The organism is uncultured Arthrobacter sp., assembly GCF_947495145.1.
In the GTDB taxonomy this organism is placed as follows: Bacteria; Actinomycetota; Actinomycetes; order Actinomycetales; family Micrococcaceae; genus Arthrobacter_D.
In genome coordinates, this window is record NZ_CANLXP010000018.1 from 41,287 (window position 1) to 61,152 (window position 19,866).

General features: G+C 63.2%; 21 protein-coding genes. 4 read left to right on the forward strand and 17 right to left on the reverse strand.

Features of this window, described 5'->3' with window-relative positions:
• Positions 1-29 precede the first annotated feature (29 nt).
• Positions 30-1,040 carry a phosphotransferase gene (locus tag Q0877_RS13065; RefSeq protein ID WP_299168486.1) on the forward strand — a complete coding sequence of 337 codons (1,011 nt, stop codon included), beginning with the start codon at positions 30-32 and terminating at the stop codon, positions 1,038-1,040.
• Positions 1,041-1,043: 3 nt separating this feature from the next.
• On the opposite strand, the gene Q0877_RS13070 is transcribed toward Q0877_RS13065, so the two are convergent.
• The 4 genes from Q0877_RS13070 to Q0877_RS13085 form a co-directional block, all read right to left on the reverse strand.
• Positions 1,044-1,490 (reverse strand): MarR family winged helix-turn-helix transcriptional regulator, encoded by a 447-nt coding sequence (locus tag Q0877_RS13070; RefSeq protein WP_299168488.1) that lies wholly within the window; start codon positions 1,488-1,490, stop codon positions 1,044-1,046.
• 23 nt (positions 1,491-1,513) lie between these two features.
• On the reverse strand, positions 1,514-1,732 hold the full coding sequence (locus Q0877_RS13075; protein ID WP_299168490.1) for a hypothetical protein: 219 nt from the start codon (positions 1,730-1,732) through the stop codon (positions 1,514-1,516).
• 71 nt (positions 1,733-1,803) lie between these two features.
• Positions 1,804-2,571: a glycerophosphodiester phosphodiesterase gene (locus Q0877_RS13080; RefSeq protein WP_299168491.1), complete on the reverse strand. Its 768-nt coding sequence runs from the start codon at positions 2,569-2,571 to the stop codon at positions 1,804-1,806.
• Between the two features lie 6 nt (positions 2,572-2,577).
• Positions 2,578-3,384 carry an HAD family hydrolase gene (locus Q0877_RS13085; RefSeq protein ID WP_299168493.1) on the reverse strand — a complete coding sequence of 269 codons (807 nt, stop codon included), beginning with the start codon at positions 3,382-3,384 and terminating at the stop codon, positions 2,578-2,580.
• A gap of 286 nt (positions 3,385-3,670) precedes the next feature.
• Here Q0877_RS13085 and Q0877_RS13090 point away from each other — a divergent pair, with 286 nt between their 5' ends.
• A complete protein-coding gene (locus Q0877_RS13090) occupies positions 3,671-4,771 on the forward strand; it encodes an acyl-CoA desaturase (RefSeq protein ID WP_299168496.1) in 1,101 nt (366 codons plus the stop codon).
• A 127-nt stretch (positions 4,772-4,898) separates the two neighbouring features.
• A complete protein-coding gene (locus Q0877_RS13095; RefSeq protein ID WP_299168498.1) occupies positions 4,899-5,144 on the forward strand; it encodes a hypothetical protein in 246 nt (81 codons plus the stop codon).
• A gap of 83 nt (positions 5,145-5,227) precedes the next feature.
• On the opposite strand, the gene Q0877_RS13100 is transcribed toward Q0877_RS13095, so the two are convergent.
• The 8 genes from Q0877_RS13100 to Q0877_RS13135 all read right to left on the reverse strand — a co-directional run bounded on the left by Q0877_RS13100 (position 5,228) and on the right by Q0877_RS13135 (position 11,837).
• Positions 5,228-5,941: a GAF and ANTAR domain-containing protein gene (locus Q0877_RS13100; RefSeq protein WP_299168500.1), complete on the reverse strand. Its 714-nt coding sequence runs from the start codon at positions 5,939-5,941 to the stop codon at positions 5,228-5,230.
• A gap of 9 nt (positions 5,942-5,950) precedes the next feature.
• Entirely contained in the window at positions 5,951-6,637 is a 687-nt protein-coding gene (locus Q0877_RS13105; protein WP_299168502.1) for a GAF and ANTAR domain-containing protein, read from the reverse strand.
• Positions 6,638-6,929: 292 nt separating this feature from the next.
• Positions 6,930-8,666 (reverse strand): alpha/beta fold hydrolase, encoded by a 1,737-nt coding sequence (locus Q0877_RS13110; protein ID WP_299168504.1) that lies wholly within the window; start codon positions 8,664-8,666, stop codon positions 6,930-6,932.
• Between the two features lie 174 nt (positions 8,667-8,840).
• The gene (locus Q0877_RS13115) at positions 8,841-9,068 is read right to left on the reverse strand and encodes a zinc-ribbon domain-containing protein (protein ID WP_299168506.1); all 228 of its coding nucleotides are present in this window, start codon (positions 9,066-9,068) and stop codon (positions 8,841-8,843) included.
• Between the two features lie 30 nt (positions 9,069-9,098).
• The gene (locus Q0877_RS13120) at positions 9,099-9,626 is read right to left on the reverse strand and encodes a YbhB/YbcL family Raf kinase inhibitor-like protein (protein WP_299168508.1); all 528 of its coding nucleotides are present in this window, start codon (positions 9,624-9,626) and stop codon (positions 9,099-9,101) included.
• Positions 9,623-10,552 carry a carbohydrate kinase gene (locus Q0877_RS13125; RefSeq protein ID WP_299168510.1) on the reverse strand — a complete coding sequence of 310 codons (930 nt, stop codon included), beginning with the start codon at positions 10,550-10,552 and terminating at the stop codon, positions 9,623-9,625. Before Q0877_RS13125 ends, Q0877_RS13120 begins: the two co-directional genes overlap by 4 nt.
• Before the next feature lie 42 nt (positions 10,553-10,594).
• Positions 10,595-11,029, reverse strand: a complete 435-nt coding sequence (locus Q0877_RS13130) for a PGPGW domain-containing protein (protein ID WP_299168513.1) — start codon at positions 11,027-11,029, stop codon at positions 10,595-10,597.
• 43 nt (positions 11,030-11,072) lie between these two features.
• Positions 11,073-11,837: an alpha/beta hydrolase gene (locus Q0877_RS13135; RefSeq protein WP_299168515.1), complete on the reverse strand. Its 765-nt coding sequence runs from the start codon at positions 11,835-11,837 to the stop codon at positions 11,073-11,075.
• Between the two features lie 43 nt (positions 11,838-11,880).
• On the opposite strand from Q0877_RS13135, the gene Q0877_RS13140 reads away from it, so the two are divergent.
• Entirely contained in the window at positions 11,881-12,966 is a 1,086-nt protein-coding gene (locus Q0877_RS13140) for a GTP pyrophosphokinase family protein (RefSeq protein ID WP_299168555.1), read from the forward strand.
• A gap of 12 nt (positions 12,967-12,978) precedes the next feature.
• Here Q0877_RS13140 and Q0877_RS13145 read toward each other — a convergent pair whose 3' ends face one another.
• From Q0877_RS13145 to Q0877_RS13165, 5 genes are all read right to left on the reverse strand, one after another.
• Positions 12,979-14,631 (reverse strand): cytochrome b/b6 domain-containing protein, encoded by a 1,653-nt coding sequence (locus Q0877_RS13145; RefSeq protein ID WP_299168518.1) that lies wholly within the window; start codon positions 14,629-14,631, stop codon positions 12,979-12,981.
• A 3-nt stretch (positions 14,632-14,634) separates the two neighbouring features.
• Complete coding sequence (locus Q0877_RS13150; protein ID WP_299168520.1) at positions 14,635-15,621, reverse strand: electron transfer flavoprotein subunit alpha/FixB family protein; 987 nt, start codon at positions 15,619-15,621, stop codon at positions 14,635-14,637.
• 9 nt (positions 15,622-15,630) lie between these two features.
• Positions 15,631-16,407, reverse strand: a complete 777-nt coding sequence (locus Q0877_RS13155; RefSeq protein ID WP_299168522.1) for an electron transfer flavoprotein subunit beta/FixA family protein — start codon at positions 16,405-16,407, stop codon at positions 15,631-15,633.
• A gap of 101 nt (positions 16,408-16,508) precedes the next feature.
• On the reverse strand, positions 16,509-18,032 hold the full coding sequence (locus tag Q0877_RS13160) for a flotillin family protein (protein ID WP_299168525.1): 1,524 nt from the start codon (positions 18,030-18,032) through the stop codon (positions 16,509-16,511).
• 127 nt (positions 18,033-18,159) lie between these two features.
• Complete coding sequence (locus Q0877_RS13165) at positions 18,160-19,830, reverse strand: BCCT family transporter (RefSeq protein WP_299168527.1); 1,671 nt, start codon at positions 19,828-19,830, stop codon at positions 18,160-18,162.
• Between the last annotated feature and the right edge of the window lie 36 nt (positions 19,831-19,866).

The following is a 19,866-nucleotide window of genomic DNA, read 5'->3' on the forward strand; positions in this document are numbered from 1 at the left end:
GCACCATGCGGCGGTGACAGAATAATCTGGTGACCTCCCCCGCATCCCACCCGATCGAGCGTTGGAAAAGTGCTGCCTGGCAATCCCAGGTGCAGTCATGGGTGGCGCAGGTCCTTGCCACCTTCAACATCGAGCAGACCGGTCCGCTGAGCGAACCCAGGATTCGCTTTTGGTCCGTGCTGCTCACTGTCCCCACGGATCACGGGAAACTGTGGTTCAAGGAGAACAATCCGGGCCAGTTCCAGGAGGCTTCGATTATCGCCGCACTGGCGGAAATTGCCCCGGAGCACGTCGTGACGCCGCTCGCGGTCGAACCGACCAAGGGCTGGATGATCTCCCCGGATCACGGCGCAACGCTCGCCAGCCTCAAGACAACGGACTATGCCCTGTGGGCACGGGTGGTCGCCGATTTCGCCGACCTGCAGCAGCAGGCAGCGCGGCACGGACAACGGTTGACGGATGCCGGCCTGGCGTCACTGGACCCAGGCATCGCCGGAAACTTCGTCAGCAACCAACTCCTCCTCCACACAGGCCTGCCCGAGGAGCACCCGCTGCACCTCAATGCCGAGCAGGCTGACCGCGTCTACGCCAGTGTTCCTGCCATCGAGGAGGCCGCGGCGCAGCTGAGCGTGCTCGGTGTGCCGCTATCCCTCGAGCACAACGACCTCCACCCCAACAGCGCCTTCATTCCGGGCTCAAGCACGGATCCACTGCGGTTCTTCGACTTCGGCGACTCCTACTGGGCGCACCCGTTCAGCTCGCTTTTCGTTCCTCTCGGCGTCATGCGGGAGAACTGGGAAGCCGGACCCGACGACGCCCGCATCAGGCGTGTTCTCACCGCGTACCTTGAGCGGTGGACGGCCTACGCGCCGCTCCCGGAGCTGCGTGCTGCGCTGGAACCCGCACTACAGCTGGGGCGGCTCAACAGATACGGTTCCTGGCTGCGCCTGCTTATCCACGCGGACGACGATTCCATGCGCCAGTACGGTCCGCACGCCCTGCAGTACCTGCAAACAATTACCGAACCGGTTCTTCTGTAGGAGTCAGGAGCCCTGCGTTGCCGCAATTACGTCCCGCATTACCCGGTTGAGGCTTTCCGCCTGCTTTCGGGAAAGACCGAGCTTCGCCATCATGGTGCCGGGAACGGACAGTGCGCGCTTGCGCAGTTCACGCCCCTCTGTGGTGAGGCCGACGGCGAGGGCCCGCTCATTGCCGGCCACCCGTTCCCGCGTCACAAGGCCGTTGGCCTCCAGGCGCTTCAGCATCGGTGACAGGGTAGCCGGCTCAATGGCCAGCGCATGGCCGATTCCGCGGACAGTGCGTGGGCTCTTCTCCCACAGCGCGAGCATCACCAGATACTGGGGATGGGTGAGGTTGAGCTCCTCCAGCACCGGCCGGTACGCACCGATGACGCTCCTCGAGGCAACCGACAGCGCGAAGCACAGCTGCCGCTCAAGCAACAGATCCTCATCCGGGGAGGATTGCGGCATGGACTGATGAAAGGCCGCATCGGTCATTTGCCGCCGCCCTCCCGCTTGACCAGATAAGTTGATCCGTCCGCGTTCCTGACCACGTCCCACTGCTGAAGCTCCTGCTGGCGCTGCTGGTGGGCCGCCCCGTCCTTGTATCTGACTGGGCCTTCCAGACCGCCCTGATCTGCGGGACCGAAAACCATCCGCAACTTGCCCGTAGCCCGCATGAACCGCTGCGACAACGGTTTCCTCTCCGCCATACTGGAAGCCTTTCTCATCAAGGCAAACACTGCCTATGAGAAGCTTAGGGCACTAACTATGAGTGCCCTAACTAAGCAGGCCAGTGTCCGCGCCCGCGCATCGCCTCAGCCAACAGGTCAGCCCGATCTGACACCAGGCCACCCACTCCCAACTCCAGAAGCGCCTCCATCTCCGACCGCTCATTGATGGTCCAGACGTGAACCGGTATGCCGGCGGCGGTGCAGCGCCGAACAAAACCACGAGTGACCACCCGAAGCCCGCGGTAACGCCGCGGAATCTGCAGGCAATCGACGCGGGCCAGCCGCGCGATCAACCGCGTCAGCCCCAGCGGAGACACCACCTTGATGAGGGCGTTCACCGCCATTCCGGCTGACGACGCCGTTGGCTGGCTCAGTCGCGTCAGAATCCGCAATCGGCGCCGGTCGGAGAAGGAGGCAACCAGAACGCGGTCATGAGCCATCGCCTGCTCAATAACATCCACGAAAGGCTGCACTGAGGCGTCGTCCTTGATGTCAACGTTCATCCGCACGTTCGGCCACCGCTCGAGCACCTCGGCAAGGGTGGGTATCGGTTCTTTCCCCCGAACCCGTATTGAGCTCAGCTCAGCATGGGAGTGATCCGTAAGCCGGCCCTTCCCGTCCGTCACGCGCTCCAGTCGCTCATCATGAAAAACCATGACGACGCCGTCGCGCGTGGTGCGCACGTCGATCTCCAGATAGCGGAAACCGAGATCCAGAGCCGCCTCCAAAGCGTTCAGCGTGTTCTCAAGGCCGTCCGGTGAAAAGCCGCGGTGCGAGAGTGCGATCGGCCCGTCGGCATCAAAGTACGGCTTGCCCACTGCAGCTCAGGCTGACTTCAGCGCGGCCAGCCGCTCCTCGAGAACCTGGGCCACGCCGTCGTCGTCGAACGCTGGTGCGCGGAGATTTGCAGCAGTGAGCGCATCGGGGTGACCGGACGCCATGGCGTAGCCGGAGCCGGCCCAGCCGAGCATCTGGATGTCATTGGGCATGTCGCCGAAGGCGATCACGTCTGCCTGCTCCACGCCCAGTTGCGCCGCGTACCTGGCAAGCGTGACCGACTTGTTGATCCCCGGAACGCTCATTTCCAGGAGCGGGACGCTCGGCGCCGAGTGAGTGGTCGCGACCAGGTGTTCGACTGCCGGGGCCACCCCGTGCAGAAATTCGTCCGGAGTGATGTCCCGCTCGCGTGCGAGGAACTTGATGACACCGGAGCCGCTGAGCGACTCACGCAGCGGCTGCGGCTCAGCGGCGCCAAGCAATTCAACCGATCCCTGGGGCGCGAAGCCCGGCTCGATCAGGAAGCTGTCCACGGTCTCAGCCGCGAAGGTTGCGGCAGGGTAGAGCTTCCGGATGATGTTCTGCGCCTCGAAGATGCTTTCACCATCAAGCAGATGCGAGGCGAGCACTTCCTCACGCCCAAGGTCGTAGGTCAGCGCGCCGTTGGAACAGATGACGGTCCCCTTGAAACCGAGGTCCCGTAACGGCTGAAGCCAACGCGGCGGGCGGCCGGTCACGAAGACCACCTCAATGCCGGCATCAAGGCAAGCCTCAAACGCGCGAACTGTCCGCTCCGAGATCCGGCCGTCATGTCCAACGATCGTTCCGTCCATGTCGCTGGCGACCAATCGCATGCGCAAACTCCTTGCCTGGGTGAGTATCCAGCCTACCCAAGAGCCGCAGCAGGATGAGCGGCGGGAGCTGTGTTACTGGTGGACTTCCGGCCAATTTCGCCCTCGGTCATTGGAGTTTCGCCTCAGGTGCGGAAGGGAACACCTCATGGCGTGGTCAACTTTTCGATCCGGGCACGCGCAAACCGGAAGTGGAAAGCTGGACGCTGCTGCTCTTCGGTGCGTAGGCTGGACTTGTTGCCCCAGACCTCGGCAGCGCAGTTTCGCGCTCGTTCCGAGGAGGCAAGCCATGACGCTCACTAATCACCCCACGTCTTCACCAACGCGGGTGGAGCGGCCCAAGATTCGGGCCAATGAAGTGGTCAACAGCTATTCAGCGCTACTGAAGTCTGTTCGTGCAGCTGGTTTGCTGCGGCGGCGGCGGGGTTACTACGTCGTCCTGCTGTGCATTCTCGGCTTGGCCGGAGCGGTCTTATGGACGTCTTTCTTCCTTATTGGGGATGCGTGGACGCAATTGCTGGTTGCCGCCGCGCTGGGCATCCTGTACACGCAGTTCGCCTTCGTAGGGCATGAAGCGGCACATCAACAGGTGTTCGCCTCCAGGGTGGCGAATGAGTGGACGGCCCGGTTGATAGCCACGTCCCTGGTAGGTATGAGCTACGCCTACTGGACGGACAAGCATGGTCGGCACCACGTCCGCCCCAATGGGGTCAACGAGGATCCGGACATCGCCCCGGGGGCGGTCATTTTCCACAACGAGGTTCCGGCGAATCGAGGATTCATCGGGCGGGCTTTCGGTACGCGGCAGGGCTACTTCCTGTTCCCGCTGCTGCTCTTTCTGGGTTATACCTTGTACGCGGATTCAGTGAAATACCTTTTCCGGGCCGCATCAGTAGCTCATCGGTGGCTTGAGGTCGCCCTCCTGGGCATGCGGTTCGGCGTGTACCTTTCCGTAGTCTTCCTGTTCCTCTCACCGGGGGTAGCTGTGGCGTTCGTCGCCGTGCAGACAGCGGTTTTCGGGCTGTACATGGGCGGATGCTTCGCACCGAACCACAAGGGGATGCCGGTTCTACCCGAGAGGAGCCGTGTCGACTTTTTTACCCGGCAGGTCCTGACCTCCCGCAATATCGGCGGCGGCCGGTTCATGACCGTATTCATGGGAGGCCTGAACCATCAGGTCGAACACCACCTGTTCCCGGACATGCCGCGCCCGCACCTGCGAAAGGTGCGCCGACTCGTCAAAACACACTGTGCCACTGCAGGAGTGCCGTACACGGAAACGGGACTGATCCGCTCCTACGTCATTGTCATCCGCTACCTGAACCGGGTGGGCATGAAAGCGGCCGACCCCTTCACCTGCCCTATCACCGATCGTTACCGCCCATCGTGAATATCGGTCCGGGTGTGGGCGGTGGCTCGACTCAGGCGCCCGCGCCGATGGCAACCCGGAACGCCATCTCTCACATCCAGCCGACGTGACAACCGAATACAACCGAATACAACCGAAAGGAGCAGCCATGAACTACTGCAGCAAAATCCACCCCGGAGACCCATTTCCCGAGGACCTCACAACACTCGACGAGACGGCCATAGAAGTGCTCAACAGCCGCGTCCACCGCGCGCTTGACGCCGAATACCTGAGCCTGGACGGACCGAACCCTGAAACCACGTTCCGCCAGGAAGAAGTAACGATCGAACTGGACCGAAGAGACAAAGCCATGCAGACCGGCGCCCGGAAACTACTCCGGTTGCGGCCCGCATAATCTGTCGGCAGCGGTTCGATTGGTTGAGCTTACAGGGCGAGTCGTGCAAAGATCACCAGCCTTCTGGCTAGCTGGTCTCATAGCTAGATGGTGACTTCGCGCCTGACGACGCGCTCGGCGACGTCGTGAAGATTCTGGTGAGTGGACCGTGCATGGGTTCTCAGCAGCGAGAAAGCTTCACTCATATCCACATTCTTCGTTTGGGCGATCACGCCTTTGGCCTGCTCGATGAGAACGCGACTGGCCAGGGCACGCTGCAACTGTTCATTGATCACCGTGCTTTCCCTGACGGCGCGTTCCTGCAGCAGGCTGATCGTAGCCACATCCGCCATAGCCTGGGCGATGGCGGCGTCTTCCTCGCTCAGGGCACCGGTACTCGTCCCGAGCAGGCCCATCGCCCCGATCACTTTGGCATGGACGCGCAGCGGGACGGCGTGCACCGACTTGAATCCCATCGAGAGCGCCGACCGCTGAAACTCCGGCCACCTATCGCCCAGGCCACTGATGTCGTCGACGGTGATCACCGAGCCCGTGTGATAGCACTCCACGCAGGGTCCCTCGCCGGCCTCGAGCTGCAGTATCTCCACTAGTTGGCTCTGCTCACTCGTTGAAGCCAACACTTGGAGGTTGCCTTCAGGATCGGCCAGCAGAAGACCAGCATGGGCCGCATCGAGTAAATTCACTGACTCCTCGACCAGCGTATGGAGCAGGTCAAGCACGTCGTAGTCAGCGACGAGGGTGTCGGTGAGTTTCACAAACGCGGCACTGAGCCGCTCGGGCCTGCTCTTGGTCACCATGACAGCATTTTACTGTAGCCCGTCTACACCGGGGGCGGCGGCTGGGGTGAAATCCAGCTGGCGGCCGACCACGTCGGCGGCGGTCTCGCGCAGAGTACGCCCGCTGGTGAAAGCGTGCCCCCGCAACAACAGCAGCGCCTCTGCGGCTGTACTACCGGTTTGCACCAACACCATCCCCGTCGCTTGATGAATTTCGCGGCGGGCCAGCGGGACTTCAATAGATCCGCCCTCGCCCTCGTTCATGAGTCGGCGCAGCAGTGTCCATGCTGTCCTGCTGGCCAGGTAGGTTGTGAGGCTGATCTGGGCGTCAGTTAGCTCGCGGGGCGAGGAGCAGTACATCTCCACTATTCCCACGGACAGCCCGCCGGCGAGCAGTGGGAAAACGAAGAGAGATGCCGCATCTATGTCGGTGGCGGCTTTCGAGAACGCCGGCCAGGAATGGTCTCCTGTTTCCTGGAGATCGGGGACCAGGACCGGTGTTTGGGTGCGAATCACTTCCCAGCGCGGGCCGTCGCCGAGGTCGTACTGAATCTCATCGAGCCGCACCGATGTCTCGTCGCTGGCGCACACGAGCGTCTCTGCAAGGGAACCGCCGAAAACGGACACCGCAGCGCCACTAATCGGCAGGGCTTCCAGATACGCTGCGCAGAGGCCCTTCAGCGCCTCGTCAGCACTAGGCTGGGTTGCGTCAAACATTGATCACCGGCGCTCTGCCTCGCGGTTCCTTGGTTGAACGAAGTTCACTAAGCACAACGAGCCTCGGTTCCTCACTACCTCCACTGATTCGTCAGCTTCTTACTCAACCATAGTCCTGTTGTTCGATCCGGTTACGGCGCTTCTGCCCTGCGGCAGCTTAAGACACTGGTCAGCCGATAATCGGCAGGACGCGCATGACGCTTTCGATGGTGATCGCCGTTCCGGCTTCCACGGATTTTCACTTCGCCGTCAGTTGGTACGGGATGGGGCCAGACAATGCTAGACCCACAGGTCAACTCACTGAAATGTCTGCGCACCGGCCTGTAGACCGGACCGGTTCTGAGGACCACGAGGTGCGGTGAAGGAGTGTGGTGATTGCGGTGGTCACGAGATCGGGGGCGCTGTGATGCGCTGCGTGCGGGACACCGTGGATGGTGTCCGCTTCGCCCTGCAGGGAGGTACTGGCAAGACGCTCAGACCAGGCGGCGCCGGCGACTGCATCGCGTGAACCGCGCAGCACAAGGACAGGTTGTTGGGCTAGGGGCAACCGATCTTCGAGCGGGTAGCTCATCGCTTGCTTCAGTTGAGCCAGGTACCAGCGCGGTCCACACCGCAGGACGTCAAGGGATTGCACGAAGTTCAGCAGCGGTTTTTCAAGGAAGGAGTTTGCCCCCAGGGTCAAAACTTGCTGATGGACAGTGCGGCGCTTCACGTCAACGGCCGCGCCGATCAGAACGAGGTGGGACACCAGGTCAGGACGTTGTATAGCGAGTTCCGTGGCGCTTTGGACTCCCATTGAATGGCCGATGACCACGCAGGAAGACACTCCAGCTTCCTCGAGGAGGGCACCAAGGAGCTCTGCAGTTGCCTCGTTGGTTGTTTCCTGCGCAGGTCTCTTGGTCCACCCGTACCCTGGTAGGTCGATGAGGTGGACATCGCCGTAGGCAGATAGCAGGGCGCCGAGGCGGCGAAAGTATCGGTGGGACATTCCAATGCCGTGAACGAGCACGAAGACCGGAGCCGGGATTCCGTTCGCCGGGTTGATCCGGCGAGAGGCCCCGCCGTGACCGATGAAGTATGAGCGGCATTGCCGATCCTGGACCGTGATGCTGAGCAGCTCAAGGACCTTCATCGCGGAGCGTGGCCCTGAAGTGGATTTGCCCGAGCGATCCGAGTAGGTGGGCGTAGAAGTCGGCGATAGCGACTCGAACCCATCCGTGACGGTAGGTATCAGGGGTGCGCTTGGATGCTTGCGCAGGAGTTGGAGGACTGCTTCCGCGATGGGGGCAGCACCTCCCCGGTGGGCGGCGTGCGGCTGACCCGGTATTTCAGTGAGGTGGCCGTTTTGGGCGTTGTGGCTGAGCTTCTCGCACCAGTCATGGCCAGCGATGATGTCCCGGGTTCCCCTAATGACCAGTACCGGGCAGCCGACCAGGGGCAGCCGGTAGTCAAGGCGATAGCCCAGCATGACTGGCAGTTCCTGCAGATACCAGGGGATCCCGCATTGCGCGTACGCGGTGGCGACCATCAGATTTGTTCGCGGTTGCTCGATGAGCGTGTCCGCGGCGAGCATGAGGGCGTGTCTGATCGAAGAGCGGTGCGCGGTGTCAGTGACAGGACCAATCAGCACCGCATGAGACACCAGATCAGGACGAATGATGGCAACCTCCGCCGCGAACTGCGCACCCATGGAATGACCGATGAGTACGCACTCCTGTACACCTTCGTCGTCCAACGTGCCCGCGATCAGCGCTGCATAGTCCTCGACGCTGAGTTGCCGCCCGGGTTTGGGTGTACCTCCAAAACCCGGCAGGTCCAGAATGAGAGTGTCCCCGTAGTCGATAAGCGTGCGCTGCAGCTTGTCGTAATAGCGGTGAGACATGCCGATCCCGTGCACCATCACAAAAACCGGTCTGACCGTCCCCGGCTTCGGGGCTCGCCAAGATCGGTGTACTCGACGGGAAAGACCATCCTTTGCAGCCTTCTCATCGATTGTGGGAAAGGGCGGCGAGATCTGTGCTTGGCTCATTGTGCCTTCAAGATTGACGGAAGCGGCTGGTCAGAAGGAGGTCGAGCGGTCGGCAGTTCAACCGGAAACGGTTTGCCCCAGACTGCTCCGGGGAGGACCTCAGTCAGGTCTGGGCTCTGGTCTGTCCGTGAGCGGGCCGACTGATCCGGTCGCCCGGCCGGAGGATGGAATTGGCTAGGCGAGCGCGTTCTTCTCGCTCTTCGACAGCTCGGCCGTAACGCCGCAGTACGCGCAGGTCCGCAGATAGCGGCGGCGGGTGGTGAAGAGCGGAATGAAGAACAGCGTGAACTTCGAGGAGCGCTCATCAACCCGCTGGGAAGCGCGCTGTCCGCAGTTGGGGCACACCGCCTGCCTGCGGAACAGCTCCTTCATCGCGGTCTTGAATCCGAACAGAATCAGCATGCCGGGCCCTCCTGTGAATCGTGTGCGAACCTACTGTTCGTAGGTGCCCACAATACGCGCGCGGCCGAGCGTGTGGGAGAAAAGGTTGAAACCGAGGTATGCGTTGGACGCGTCAGCGGGAATCTCCAACTGCTCCACATCCACGGCGTGCACCACCACGTGGTAATGGTGGACGCCGTGACCGGCGGGCGGTGCTGCGCCCACGAAACCGGGGAAACCGCCGTCGTTCTTCAACTGCACCGCACCCGCAGGCAGACCCGCGCCGTCCTCGGTACCGGCTCCGCCGGGCAGCGACGTGGTTCCCACGGGGATGTTGAATACCGCCCAGTGCCAGAATCCGCTGGCCGTAGGAGCGTCTGGGTCGTAGACCGTGACGGCGAAGCTCCTGGTCTCCTCGGGGAACCCGCTCCAGCTCAACTGTGGCGAAACGTCATGTCCGCCTGCTCCCATTCGACCCGACGCCTGCAACACGTCAAGCGGCTGGTTGTCGGCGATGTCGCTGCTGGACAGCGTAAACGACGGCACCTCGGGAAGATCTGCGTAAGGATCGCGGGTCATGCGTACACTCCTTGTGCTCTCAGTTCATCTCTGGTGGGCGGGTTGGCTCCGGCACGTGACACGGTTACTGCCGCAGCTGCTGCGGCGAAGGCCAGGACGCCTTGTGTTTGTTCAACGGACAGGGTGCGCAGCTCATTCCGCCGCTGCCCGCCGTCCAGTTCCCGGTCCACCAGGGCGCTGAGCAACGCCGCCATGAAGGAGTCCCCGGCGCCGACGGTGTCCACCACGGAGGTAGCCGGTGCAGGAACCTCACACTCCCCGCGCCCCACGACGGCCCACGGACCTTTTGAGCCACGCGTGACAACGACGACGGCCGGGCCCAGTTCCAGCCAGCGGCGCGCCGATTCGCGAGGGTCCAGGCCCGGATACAACCACTCGAGATCCTCATCAGATGCCTTGACCACATCTGCGAGCGCGACGAACTTTTCTGCCTGCTTCCGTGCGTAGTCGACGTCGTTGATGATGGTCGGCCGGCAGTTCGGGTCATAGCTGATGGTTGCAAACGGCCGGGCATGCTGAATTGCGGCGAGCACATTATGCGCGCCGGGAGCCAGCATCGAGGCGATGGATCCGGTGTGCACGAGGGTGGTTCCGTTGAACACTTCGTCGCGGGCGGAAAGGTCCGGCAGTTCCCAGGTGAGCTGGAAGGTGTAGCTTGCTCCGCCTGCCGGATCGAGTCTGGCTGAGGCGACGCTGGTCGGGTGGGAGTCCGCCGGCAAGGGCGCGAGCACCGAGTTGTCGGCAAGATGGTGGTGGATGCGCCGGCCGAATTCGTCATCCCCGAACCGGCCAAGAAATTGCGTTGAGTGCCCAAGCCGGGCCAGCCCTACCGCTACGTTCAGGGGGCTGCCGCCGACGTGGGCGCGCGGTGGTGCAGTATCGCTGAGAACTTCGTCGATGAGGGCTTCGCCAATGACCGTGAGCACCGTCTCAACCTAGCATTTGCCCAGGCCGGTTCGCGTATAGGGCTAGCGGAACCGGCGGATGCTGTAGATGAGCAGGGTGAGAGCGATGATCGCGGAGAGCACCAGGCTGAGCCCCGCGCCCCAGCCGCCGAACAGCCACCACTTTTCCTCCACCGGCCACCAGTCCGGCGCAGGCGGTTGAAGCATCCAGAGAATTCCCAGTGCCATGAAGCCGAAGGCGCAGAGCGCGCTGACCGCTATCCGGGGCCAGGTCTTTACACCAATACGTGCCGCCTGGTAAGCCCGTTTCTTGAGGGGGTGCAGCTTTCGCTCAGCCCATTCGTACTGCTGGGACAGGACGGCAAGGCCGCCAACCAGCATCAACAGGCCAGGCCCGGGCAGTACCAGGGCTGCGATTCCGAGCACAACGAGGGTCCAGCCGAGGATTTCCAGGCCGGTACGGTGGGCAGCCCGGTGGAACCGGGATCGCGCGCTCATTGGTGCAGGATTTCACACTTCCCTGAATTCCCCATTAACACAGTTATGTGAGACGCTCCACCGCAGCCACAACCTGCGTCCATGCAACCGTGCCCGGAGTGATCATCGCGAAGTGGTCGCCGGGGATCTGCACCAGTTCGGCTGTGGCGTCTGCCGCGCGGGCTGCATCGACATACGACGCGGACTGGCTGAGCGGAACCGTGGTGTCTTCCTCGCCGTGAAGCGCGAGCACCGGCACGGGAAGCGGGAGGGCTCTCATGGGATCCGCGAGCTGATACTTCGTACCGTTGGGTTCACCAAGGAAGTCCCGCACCGCTCCGTCACCCAGCCGCTCCTCATCGGCGAGTTGCAGGTTCAGCACACCGGACTGACTGACGACGCCGGTGATCGGCACGGCAGGCACCCCTCCTCCCGGCGCATCCGCCGGAAGAGACGATCGCCCGGCCGCCCACACAGCAAGGTGCCCGCCTGCGGAGTGGCCGAGCGCCGTCGTCGTGCTGGTGTCCAGGCCGTGCTCCTTCGATGCGGAGGAGAGCAGGTCGATGCCTGCGGCGATATCCTCGAAAGTCTGCGGCCAGCCGCCGCCGTTACCCACCCGTCGGTACTCGAGGTTCCAGCATGTGGATCCCCGGGAGGACAGATCTTCGGCGAGGGGGACGCCAAGCTCGAGCGTGTACCGGCTGCGCCAGAATCCGCCGTGAATGATGACGACGACGCCGGGACTTGCCTGCCCCGCCGGCAGATACAGGTCAGCGAACTGGCTGGGGTCCTTGCCGTAGGTGTAGCGCTGTCGGGGGATGCCGGTCATCTTCGACAGCGTAGCCGGTGTCGGCGCCGGGTGTTTAGATGGGTTGGTGAGTGCATGGGATGAGTTGGATGAGCGGTTGCGGCCTGCCGTCGAGGAAAGCGTTCGGGAGTATGAGCGCGTCCGGCCGGCGCTTGAGGCCGTGACGGTTGATTCCCGGCTGAGAATCGAGAACATCTTCATCGGCACGGAGGTTCGGCCGCTGTTCGTCACTGCCCGTACCAAGACCGTCGAGTCTTTCCGGGACAAGGCGTCCCGGGTGCTCGTGGGCGATGGACCGCCGAGCCTTGTTTTCCCGGATCCGTTGCGGAACCTGACTGACCTCGTTGGCGTGCGCGTGATCACCACGCTCCCCCACGAGGTGGATTACGCCGCCAACCTGATCAAACGCCAGCGGCACGAGTTCGACTGCCGCGGCGACCGTGAGAAAGACATCGGTTCGATCGAGTCGGGAACGTACGGCTATTCCAGCCGGCACCTGATCCTTCGGACTATCCAGAACGACGCCGTCCGCGCCTACCAGCAGCTGCTCGGTTCCGATTCGGGCAGCTACCTGTTCGAGACGCAGATCCGCACGGTCCTGGCGCACGCCTGGTCGGAGATTGAGCACGACATCCGGTTCAAGTCCTTCAATCCCAAGGCGTGGAGCCCCTACTTTGACCGGCAGTTCACCGCCACGGCAGCCATGCTGGAGAGCGTCGAATCCACGTTCGCGGATCTGCATACGAGGTACCAGAAGGTCACCGGATTCTGGGAGCCGGAGGGCGAGGGCAGCGTTGAACTCACCCCCGACCGTATCCGTGAGGTGTGGCAGACGCTGCTGCCGCACGTGGACCGCAAGTCGGACGATGACTGGCGCTGGGCCGCGGAGCTGCTCTCCGCCCACGGACTGACGACGACGACGGCCCTCGCCTCACTGCTGCAGGCCGACACCATCACCTCGGTTCGGCGCGCGCTCGATCACCGCTATTCGCCGGGGCCGGACCGCCTGCTGGACGACGTCCTGCTCTGGAACTACGGCGAACGGCATATCGAACTGACCGCTGATCCGTCGTCTGAATCCGGGGCATCCCGCCGCGACAGCCTGGTGCGCAGGTTCCGACAGATCCGCACATTCCGTGCGCGCGCGTAACCGCCGTCCGGCTTAGCGGGAGCTCACCCTGCCGAAGAGCCCCGCGATGGGTGCCAGCACAATGGGCCGCGCCGCGATCCAGGCCCCGATGACCAGCAGCAGCGACACGAAGAAGATCCAGAAACCTGCCCAGTTCACGGCGTCCTGGCCGCCATACATGTGGTTGAGGTTGCGGAGGGCGCCGGTTGCAAACACCAGGGCAACGTGGCCGATGATGAAGACCACGAAGTAGAGCATGACCGGGAAGTGGACGGCCCGCGCCCACTCGACCGGATACGCCCTGTTCAGCGCCTTGGCATCCTTGGGCCAGATTCCCGACATGCGTGCGCCGCTGATTGCTGCCAAGGGAGCGGCAATGAAAATGGTGACGAAGTATGCGAGCATCTGGAGGCTGTTGTAGTTCACCCAGCCGTTTTCGGTCGGCCAATCCAGGGAAACGTACTGGATCAGAGCCGATAGCGCGTTCGGGAACACTTCCCAGGTGGTGGGCACCAGACGCCCCCAATGGCCAGTGACGAAGATCAGCACCACGAAGACCAGCCCGTTCAGCAGCCACAGAATATCCAGGGCCTGGTGGAACCAGAGGTTGATGCTGATCTTTCCGTCGCCGCCCTTGGACCAGCTCGGCGTCCAGTATCCCGGCGGCCTTGTCTCCCTGCGGACCTGTAGCCCGGACCGGATGATCAGCACGATGAGGAAGAAGTTGAAGAAGTGCTGCCACTGCACCCACGCGGGGAAACCCGGCTCTGTGGCGGCCGGCAACGGGGTTTCACCCGGGTAGGTCCGCAGGAAGTCCTGCATGAAGCCGAGCGTGACGAGCCAGCGCGTGAAGAATACCGCGGCCAGCGCGAGCACAAGGAGTCCCAGCGCGCCGAGGAGCAGATCGGTTGTGCGGCTGCGTGGTTTGCTGGTCCTCGCTGCCTTCGCGGCCCTTGCTGGGTCTTCGCCGGCGGGAGGTTCGTTGACCGGCGGCGCCGGCGTTCGCGGTGTTGCGTCGGCCGGTGTCACGTCCGCTGGTGACGCGGCTTCTGCCGGCGCTGGTGTCCCCACCTTCGCCGGTTCAGCGAAGGTCTCCAGCTGTTCAGGTGCTGCAGGGGTCTTGACGGCGACGGCGGTCTCGGGAGGCCAGGGCTCGCCACCCGGCACGCGCGGCAGTCCGCGTCGAAGCAGTATGGATCCGGCAGCTACTGCCGCCACGGGGGCAGGATCGACCGTCTCGACTCGCGATTTCGGTTCGTCTGTTGCTGCTTCAACAGCTGTTTCCGCGGGCTGTCCGACAGGACCGACTGCCGAAGCGGGAGGCAGCTCGACCTTTGCCGGGTCGTGAGCGGCAGGCGCGGACGGAGCTGTCACAGGAAGGTCATCGGCGGGAGGCCAGGGCTCTCCTCCCGGCACCCGGGGAAGACCGCGGCGGACCGCGCGCGCTTCCGTTTGTACCGTCGTCGCCTTCGGAGGAACTGCCGATTCCACCGGTGGGGTCGGCTCCACAGGAGGTGGTGGCGCAGTTGTCACGTCCACACCGTCGCCGTTCGCGGGAGCAGGTTCGGGCGCAGGTTCGGCAGCAGCTTCGTCCAGGTCAGCGGGCACCGCGCCTGCCGGCGGCCAGGCTTCCCCTCCGCTTTGCCGGGGCAGTCCACGGCGGATCGTGCGACTGTACGTCGCCATGCCTTACTCCTTCCGCGCCGAAAGCGACGCGATCAGCTGCGGGACCACGTCAAAGAGGTCGCCAACCACTCCGAAGTCGGCGATCTCGAAGATCGGCGCGTCAGGGTCCTTGTTGATTGCGACAATCGTCTTGGCGGTCTGCATACCCGCCCGGTGCTGGATGGCACCCGAGACGCCCAGCGCCACATACAGCTGCGGCGAGACCGAGATTCCGGTCTGGCCAACCTGATAACTGTTCGGAACCCACCCGGCGTCGACTGCAGCACGGGACGCACCGACAGCAGCACCGAGGACATCCGCCAACTGGTCAACGAGGGCAAACTGCTCCTGGGAGGTGAGTCCGCGGCCACCCGCCACAACCTTGGCGGCTCCGCGCAGCTCAGGTCTGTTGGATACCACGGCTTGCGCCTCGAACGACTGGATTGACGCTGCGGGGACACCGGACGGCGGAACGTCGAGAGCTGTTGTTTCCGGACTTGCGGCTTCGGCACGATCATCTATGGATCCTTCGCGGACGGTGATCACCGGAGCACCGAAAGTGGGTGCGCAGTCGACGCTGTAGGCCCCGCCGTAGACGGAGTGATGGGCCACGATCCCCTCCTCGTCACGCGAAATACCGACAGCGTCGACGGCAAGCGCTGAGCGCGTACGGGCCGCGAACCGTCCGGCAACGTCGCGGCCGTTCACTGAATTGGACAGCAGAATGGCGTCCGGGTGCACCAGAGCCGCAGCGGCGGCGAGTGCATCAACAACCGGAACAGCCAACTGGGACGCTCCGCCCTCTGGGTCGGCGGTGAGAACATGCTTCGCCCCAATGGCACCGGCGGCCTCTGAGGCGGCAGCGGCTGTAGCCGATTCGCCCACAAGAAGAGCCACCGGCGTGCCGACCCGGGCGGCAGCACCCAGAAGTCCGGCTGCACTCCTGGCCAGCTCTCCCGACGGCGTGGTTTCGATGAGAACGAGAATGGAGTCTTTCGGGAACGTGGTCACGGTCATTCCTTAGGCCAGTCGGTTCTGAATCAGGAACTCGGCGAGCTTCTCGCCGGCGTCGCCCTCGTCCACAATCTTCGTTCCAGCCGCACGCGCGGGCCGCTCCGAGACTGCGAGCATGATGGACCGGGGAGTGTCCAACGCTTCCGGGTCGATGTCCAGGTCGGCAGCCGTCAGCGTCTCGACGGGCTTCTTTTTCGCCGCCATAATTCCCTTGAAGTTGGGGAACCGCCCAGCCGGGAAACGTTCGGTGATCGAGATGACCGCCGGCAATGCGGCGGCCACCGTCATGACCCCGCCGTCAGTTTCCCGTGTTCCGCTGATCCGATCGCCGGCAATGTCAACGGAGGCGAGGGCGCTGGCATACGGCACCCCGAGCAGTTCGGCAATCATGGCGGGAAGCACGCCGCCGTAACCGTCGGTGGACAGGTTTCCAGCGATGACGAGGTCAAACCCTGTGCGACGGATAGCAGCTGCAAGAACTTCAGCGGTAAGGCCGAGGTCCGCACCAACGAGATTCACATCTGCAATGTGGACCAGCCTGTCCGCGCCCATGGCGAGCGCCTTGCGCAGTGTGGTTGTTGCTGTCTCAGGCGCCATGGAAACAACGGTGATCTCTGCATTGTCGATTGACGCGGCCCGTGACAGCGCCAACTCAAGTGCCCGCTCACCGATCTCGTCGAGCACAGCATCGCTGGCACCCCGGTCGGCGAGCCCCGTCTCGAGGTTCAGCTTCCGTTCCCCGTAGGTGTCAGGCACCTCTTTCATGAGAACGACGATCTTCATTGATCCTCCTAGAGTTCCGGACGGCCTCCTGCAGCCCTCGAACAGTTGAGTGAGGGAGCGTTAACCGAAAGCCGTCTGCACCGAGGATACCGCGAGACGGACTACGGACGTGTTCCGTGTCCGTCGTCGCTCGCGCGAGCCACCCTGGCCGAAGGCTCAGGCGCCGATGGCGCTGCAGGTGCGGCCTTTGCACCGTCCCCGCCCCAATTGCGGAGCATTTCCACTGCGTCAAGGCCGGTGGTGTCCTTCAGCAGCTGGAAGGTCTGCTGAAGACCGCCACTGACATTCCTGCTGAGCTGGTTCGCGCCATCGGTCGAAATAACGGTCATGTTGTCGATCGAGGACATGGGAGCAGCGATCTCGCGCGCCACGAGCGGAAGCATTTCCATGACCTTGTTCAGGACCGCCGCCTCGTTGAACTGCTCGTAGGCCCGGGCCTGCGCCTCGATGCCCTGGGCTTCGGCGATGCCCTTCTGGCGAACCACATCGGCCTCAGCCTCACCGCGGATCTTGACGATCTCAGCCTCGGCGGCACCGTTGGCCCGGGTGACGGCCGCAGCCGCGTTACCGCGTGCAGTGCTGGCAGCGGCCTCTGCTTCGGCAGCCACCCTGTCACCCTCGGCGGTCAGGCGGCGCTTGGTGAGCGTCACTTCCGCTTCAACCTGGTCTGCTTCGGACTGGCGTTTGCGCTGCTCAAGCTTGGCTGCGGCTTCCTGCTCGACGCGGTACTTGTCAGCATCTGCCGGCTTGCGAATCTCGATATCCAGCTCACGTTCACGCAGTTCAGCCTGACGGGAGGTGACCTGCTGTTCCTTGAGCAGGATCGCTTCCTTCTGGTCAGCGGCCGCGAGTGGGCCGGCCGCATCGGCCTGGGCCTGCCGTGCGTCGGCGACCTCCTTCAGCTCGGCGCGACGAATGGCCAGGCGCTGCTCTGCGAGCGCGACCTGCTCGTCGGCAATTGCGGCGGCCTCCGCAGCTTCCTGTGCGGCGTTCGCTTCAGCGATCTTCGCAAGCTTTTCGGCCAGTGCCGCTTCGGGGCGGCCGAGGTTGGTGAGGTAGCTGGAGTTGTCATGGACCGACTGGATCTGGAAGGTATCGATGACGAGACCCTGGTTGTGCATGGAGTGCTCGGCTTCTTCCTTGACGCTCTTGGCGAAGGAAGCACGGTCCTTGATGATCGAGTCGACGGTAAGCGTGCCGACAATTGAGCGCAGGGATCCGGAAAGGGTTTCCTGCGTGTAGTGGTCAATCTGGTCCTGCTGGTCCAGGAAGCGTTGGGCTGCCCGGCGAACAGCTTCCTCGTCACCGCCGACCTTGATCTGAGCAACGCCCGTCAGCTGGAGAGAGATGCCGTTCTGGGAGATGCCCTCGATCTGCAAAGTCACCTGGCGGGAAGCGAGCGAAATTGAATACGCCCGCTGGGTGAAGGGGTTGATGAACGTGCGTCCGAACTCCACCCGCTGGCTTTCCTGATCGCCCTTGCCGGTGATGATGAGCGCTTCCGATGGGCTCGCGATCCGCAGAGCCATCCGCGCAATAATCGCAGCAATCAGACCCAGAACAATAACGATGCCGGCGATCACGCCAAGCGTGATCAACAGACCAATATCCACAACTTCCCCCATTGACGAGACTTATCCAGGCGCGCGGATTGGACGCGCCATCTTGGACGCTACACGAAAGATCGGCAGCTGCCATCAGCAATATGGATTATCCACAGTCAGGGGAAGTTCAGTGCGGCGCGCTCAGGCGCTACGCGTCGTCGTCGTCCTTGGAATTTGGCGCCGGCTCCCGGAAGGGAACGGTGGACGGGACGGTCGCGGCGCCGCGCACAGGACCGGACGCCCGCTGGCGCAGCGGGTCGCGACGAAGATCGACGTAGAGAGCGACGCAGAGCCCGATGATGATCAGAACGAAAGGTGTGGCAGCGAGAATGGTGAACGTCTGCAGCGCCTGCAGGCCGCCCACAAACAGCAGCACCGCGGCAACAGCGCCGGTAAGTACCGCCCACATGATCACCAGCGGCTTCCACGGCTCACTGCGCCCGTAGCTGGAGAGGGTTCCGAGAACCAGTGCGCCGGCGTCGGCGCCGCTGATGAAGAACACCGCCGTGAGCACCATGACAACCAGTGCCGCACCGATGAAGAACGGGTACTCCTGCAGTGCAGTGAAGAAACCGGCCGCCTCATTGCCGCTTCCCGCCACATCAACACCGCCGAGCTGCAGGTTCAGGCCGGCACCGCCGAAGACCGAGAACCAGATCACGCTGACGGCCGTAGGAACAAGAAGTACACCAAGCACAAATTCGCGCACCGTACGCCCGCGGGAGATTTTCGCTATGAAGGTTCCAACGAAGGGCGTCCAGGAAATCCACCATGCCCAGTAGAAGATGGTCCAGCTGGAGAGCCACTCGGTGCCGCCGAAGACCGCGGAGTGGAAGCTCATCGGCACAAGGTTCGAAAGGTAGGCGCCGATGGATGACGGGATGAGGTCGAGGATGAAAACTGTCGGGCCCACCACAAAAACGAAGACAAGCAGCACCGCGGCGAGAACCATGTTGGTGTTGCTCAGCCACTTGATGCCCTTCGAAATCCCGCTCGCGGCCGAGATGACAACTCCGACAGTGAGAACGCAGATGATCAGGATCGGCAGACTGGCTCCGGGATCCTCGGAGAACTCACCGGTGGTGAGAAGGGAGAGGCCGGCGGCGATCTGCAGGGCGCCCAGGCCCAGGGATGTTGCGGAGCCGAACTTCGTACAGATGATGGCGAGGATATCGATGGGTTTGCCCCAGCCCCTGCCCTCGATCCGTTCCTTGCCGAAGAGCGACTGGAACGGTGAGCTCATGAGGTTGCCGCGGCCCATGCGGTAGGTGGAGTAGGCGAGTGCCAAACCGACGACGGAGTAGATCGCCCACGGGTGCAGTCCCCAGTGGAAGAAGGTGTACGCCATGGCCTGGTTGGCAGCTTCGGGCGTTCCAGCGGCAGCGTCCACGAAGGGAGGCGGGGAAGCCAGGTGAGTCACCGGTTCATAGACGCCGAAGAACATGAGTCCGATTCCCATGCCGGCGCTGAACATCATGGCCACCCACGAGATGGTTGAGAACTCCGTTCCCTCCCCTTCCTGGGACAGCGGGATGTTCCCGTACTTCCCGAATGCCAGGACGAGGGAAAACACGACGAACCCGGTGGCGCCGAGGATGAACAGCCAGCCGAAGTTCCCCGTGATCCAGCCCAGCGCGGCACCGGTGGCTTCGCTGACCGCGTCGGTGAACAGCACACCCAGCACACACACCACCACGATGATGCTGAAGGAGACGGCAAAAACGGTCTTGTCGACTGTGGCCCATCCCCGGGCCGGAGCTGCGCTGTCAGTACCGCCGATCCGATCTTCCAGGGAATCACCGGGCGAATCCGTAGCCATGCCATCTCCTCAATCGCGGAACGCAAAACCGACGCT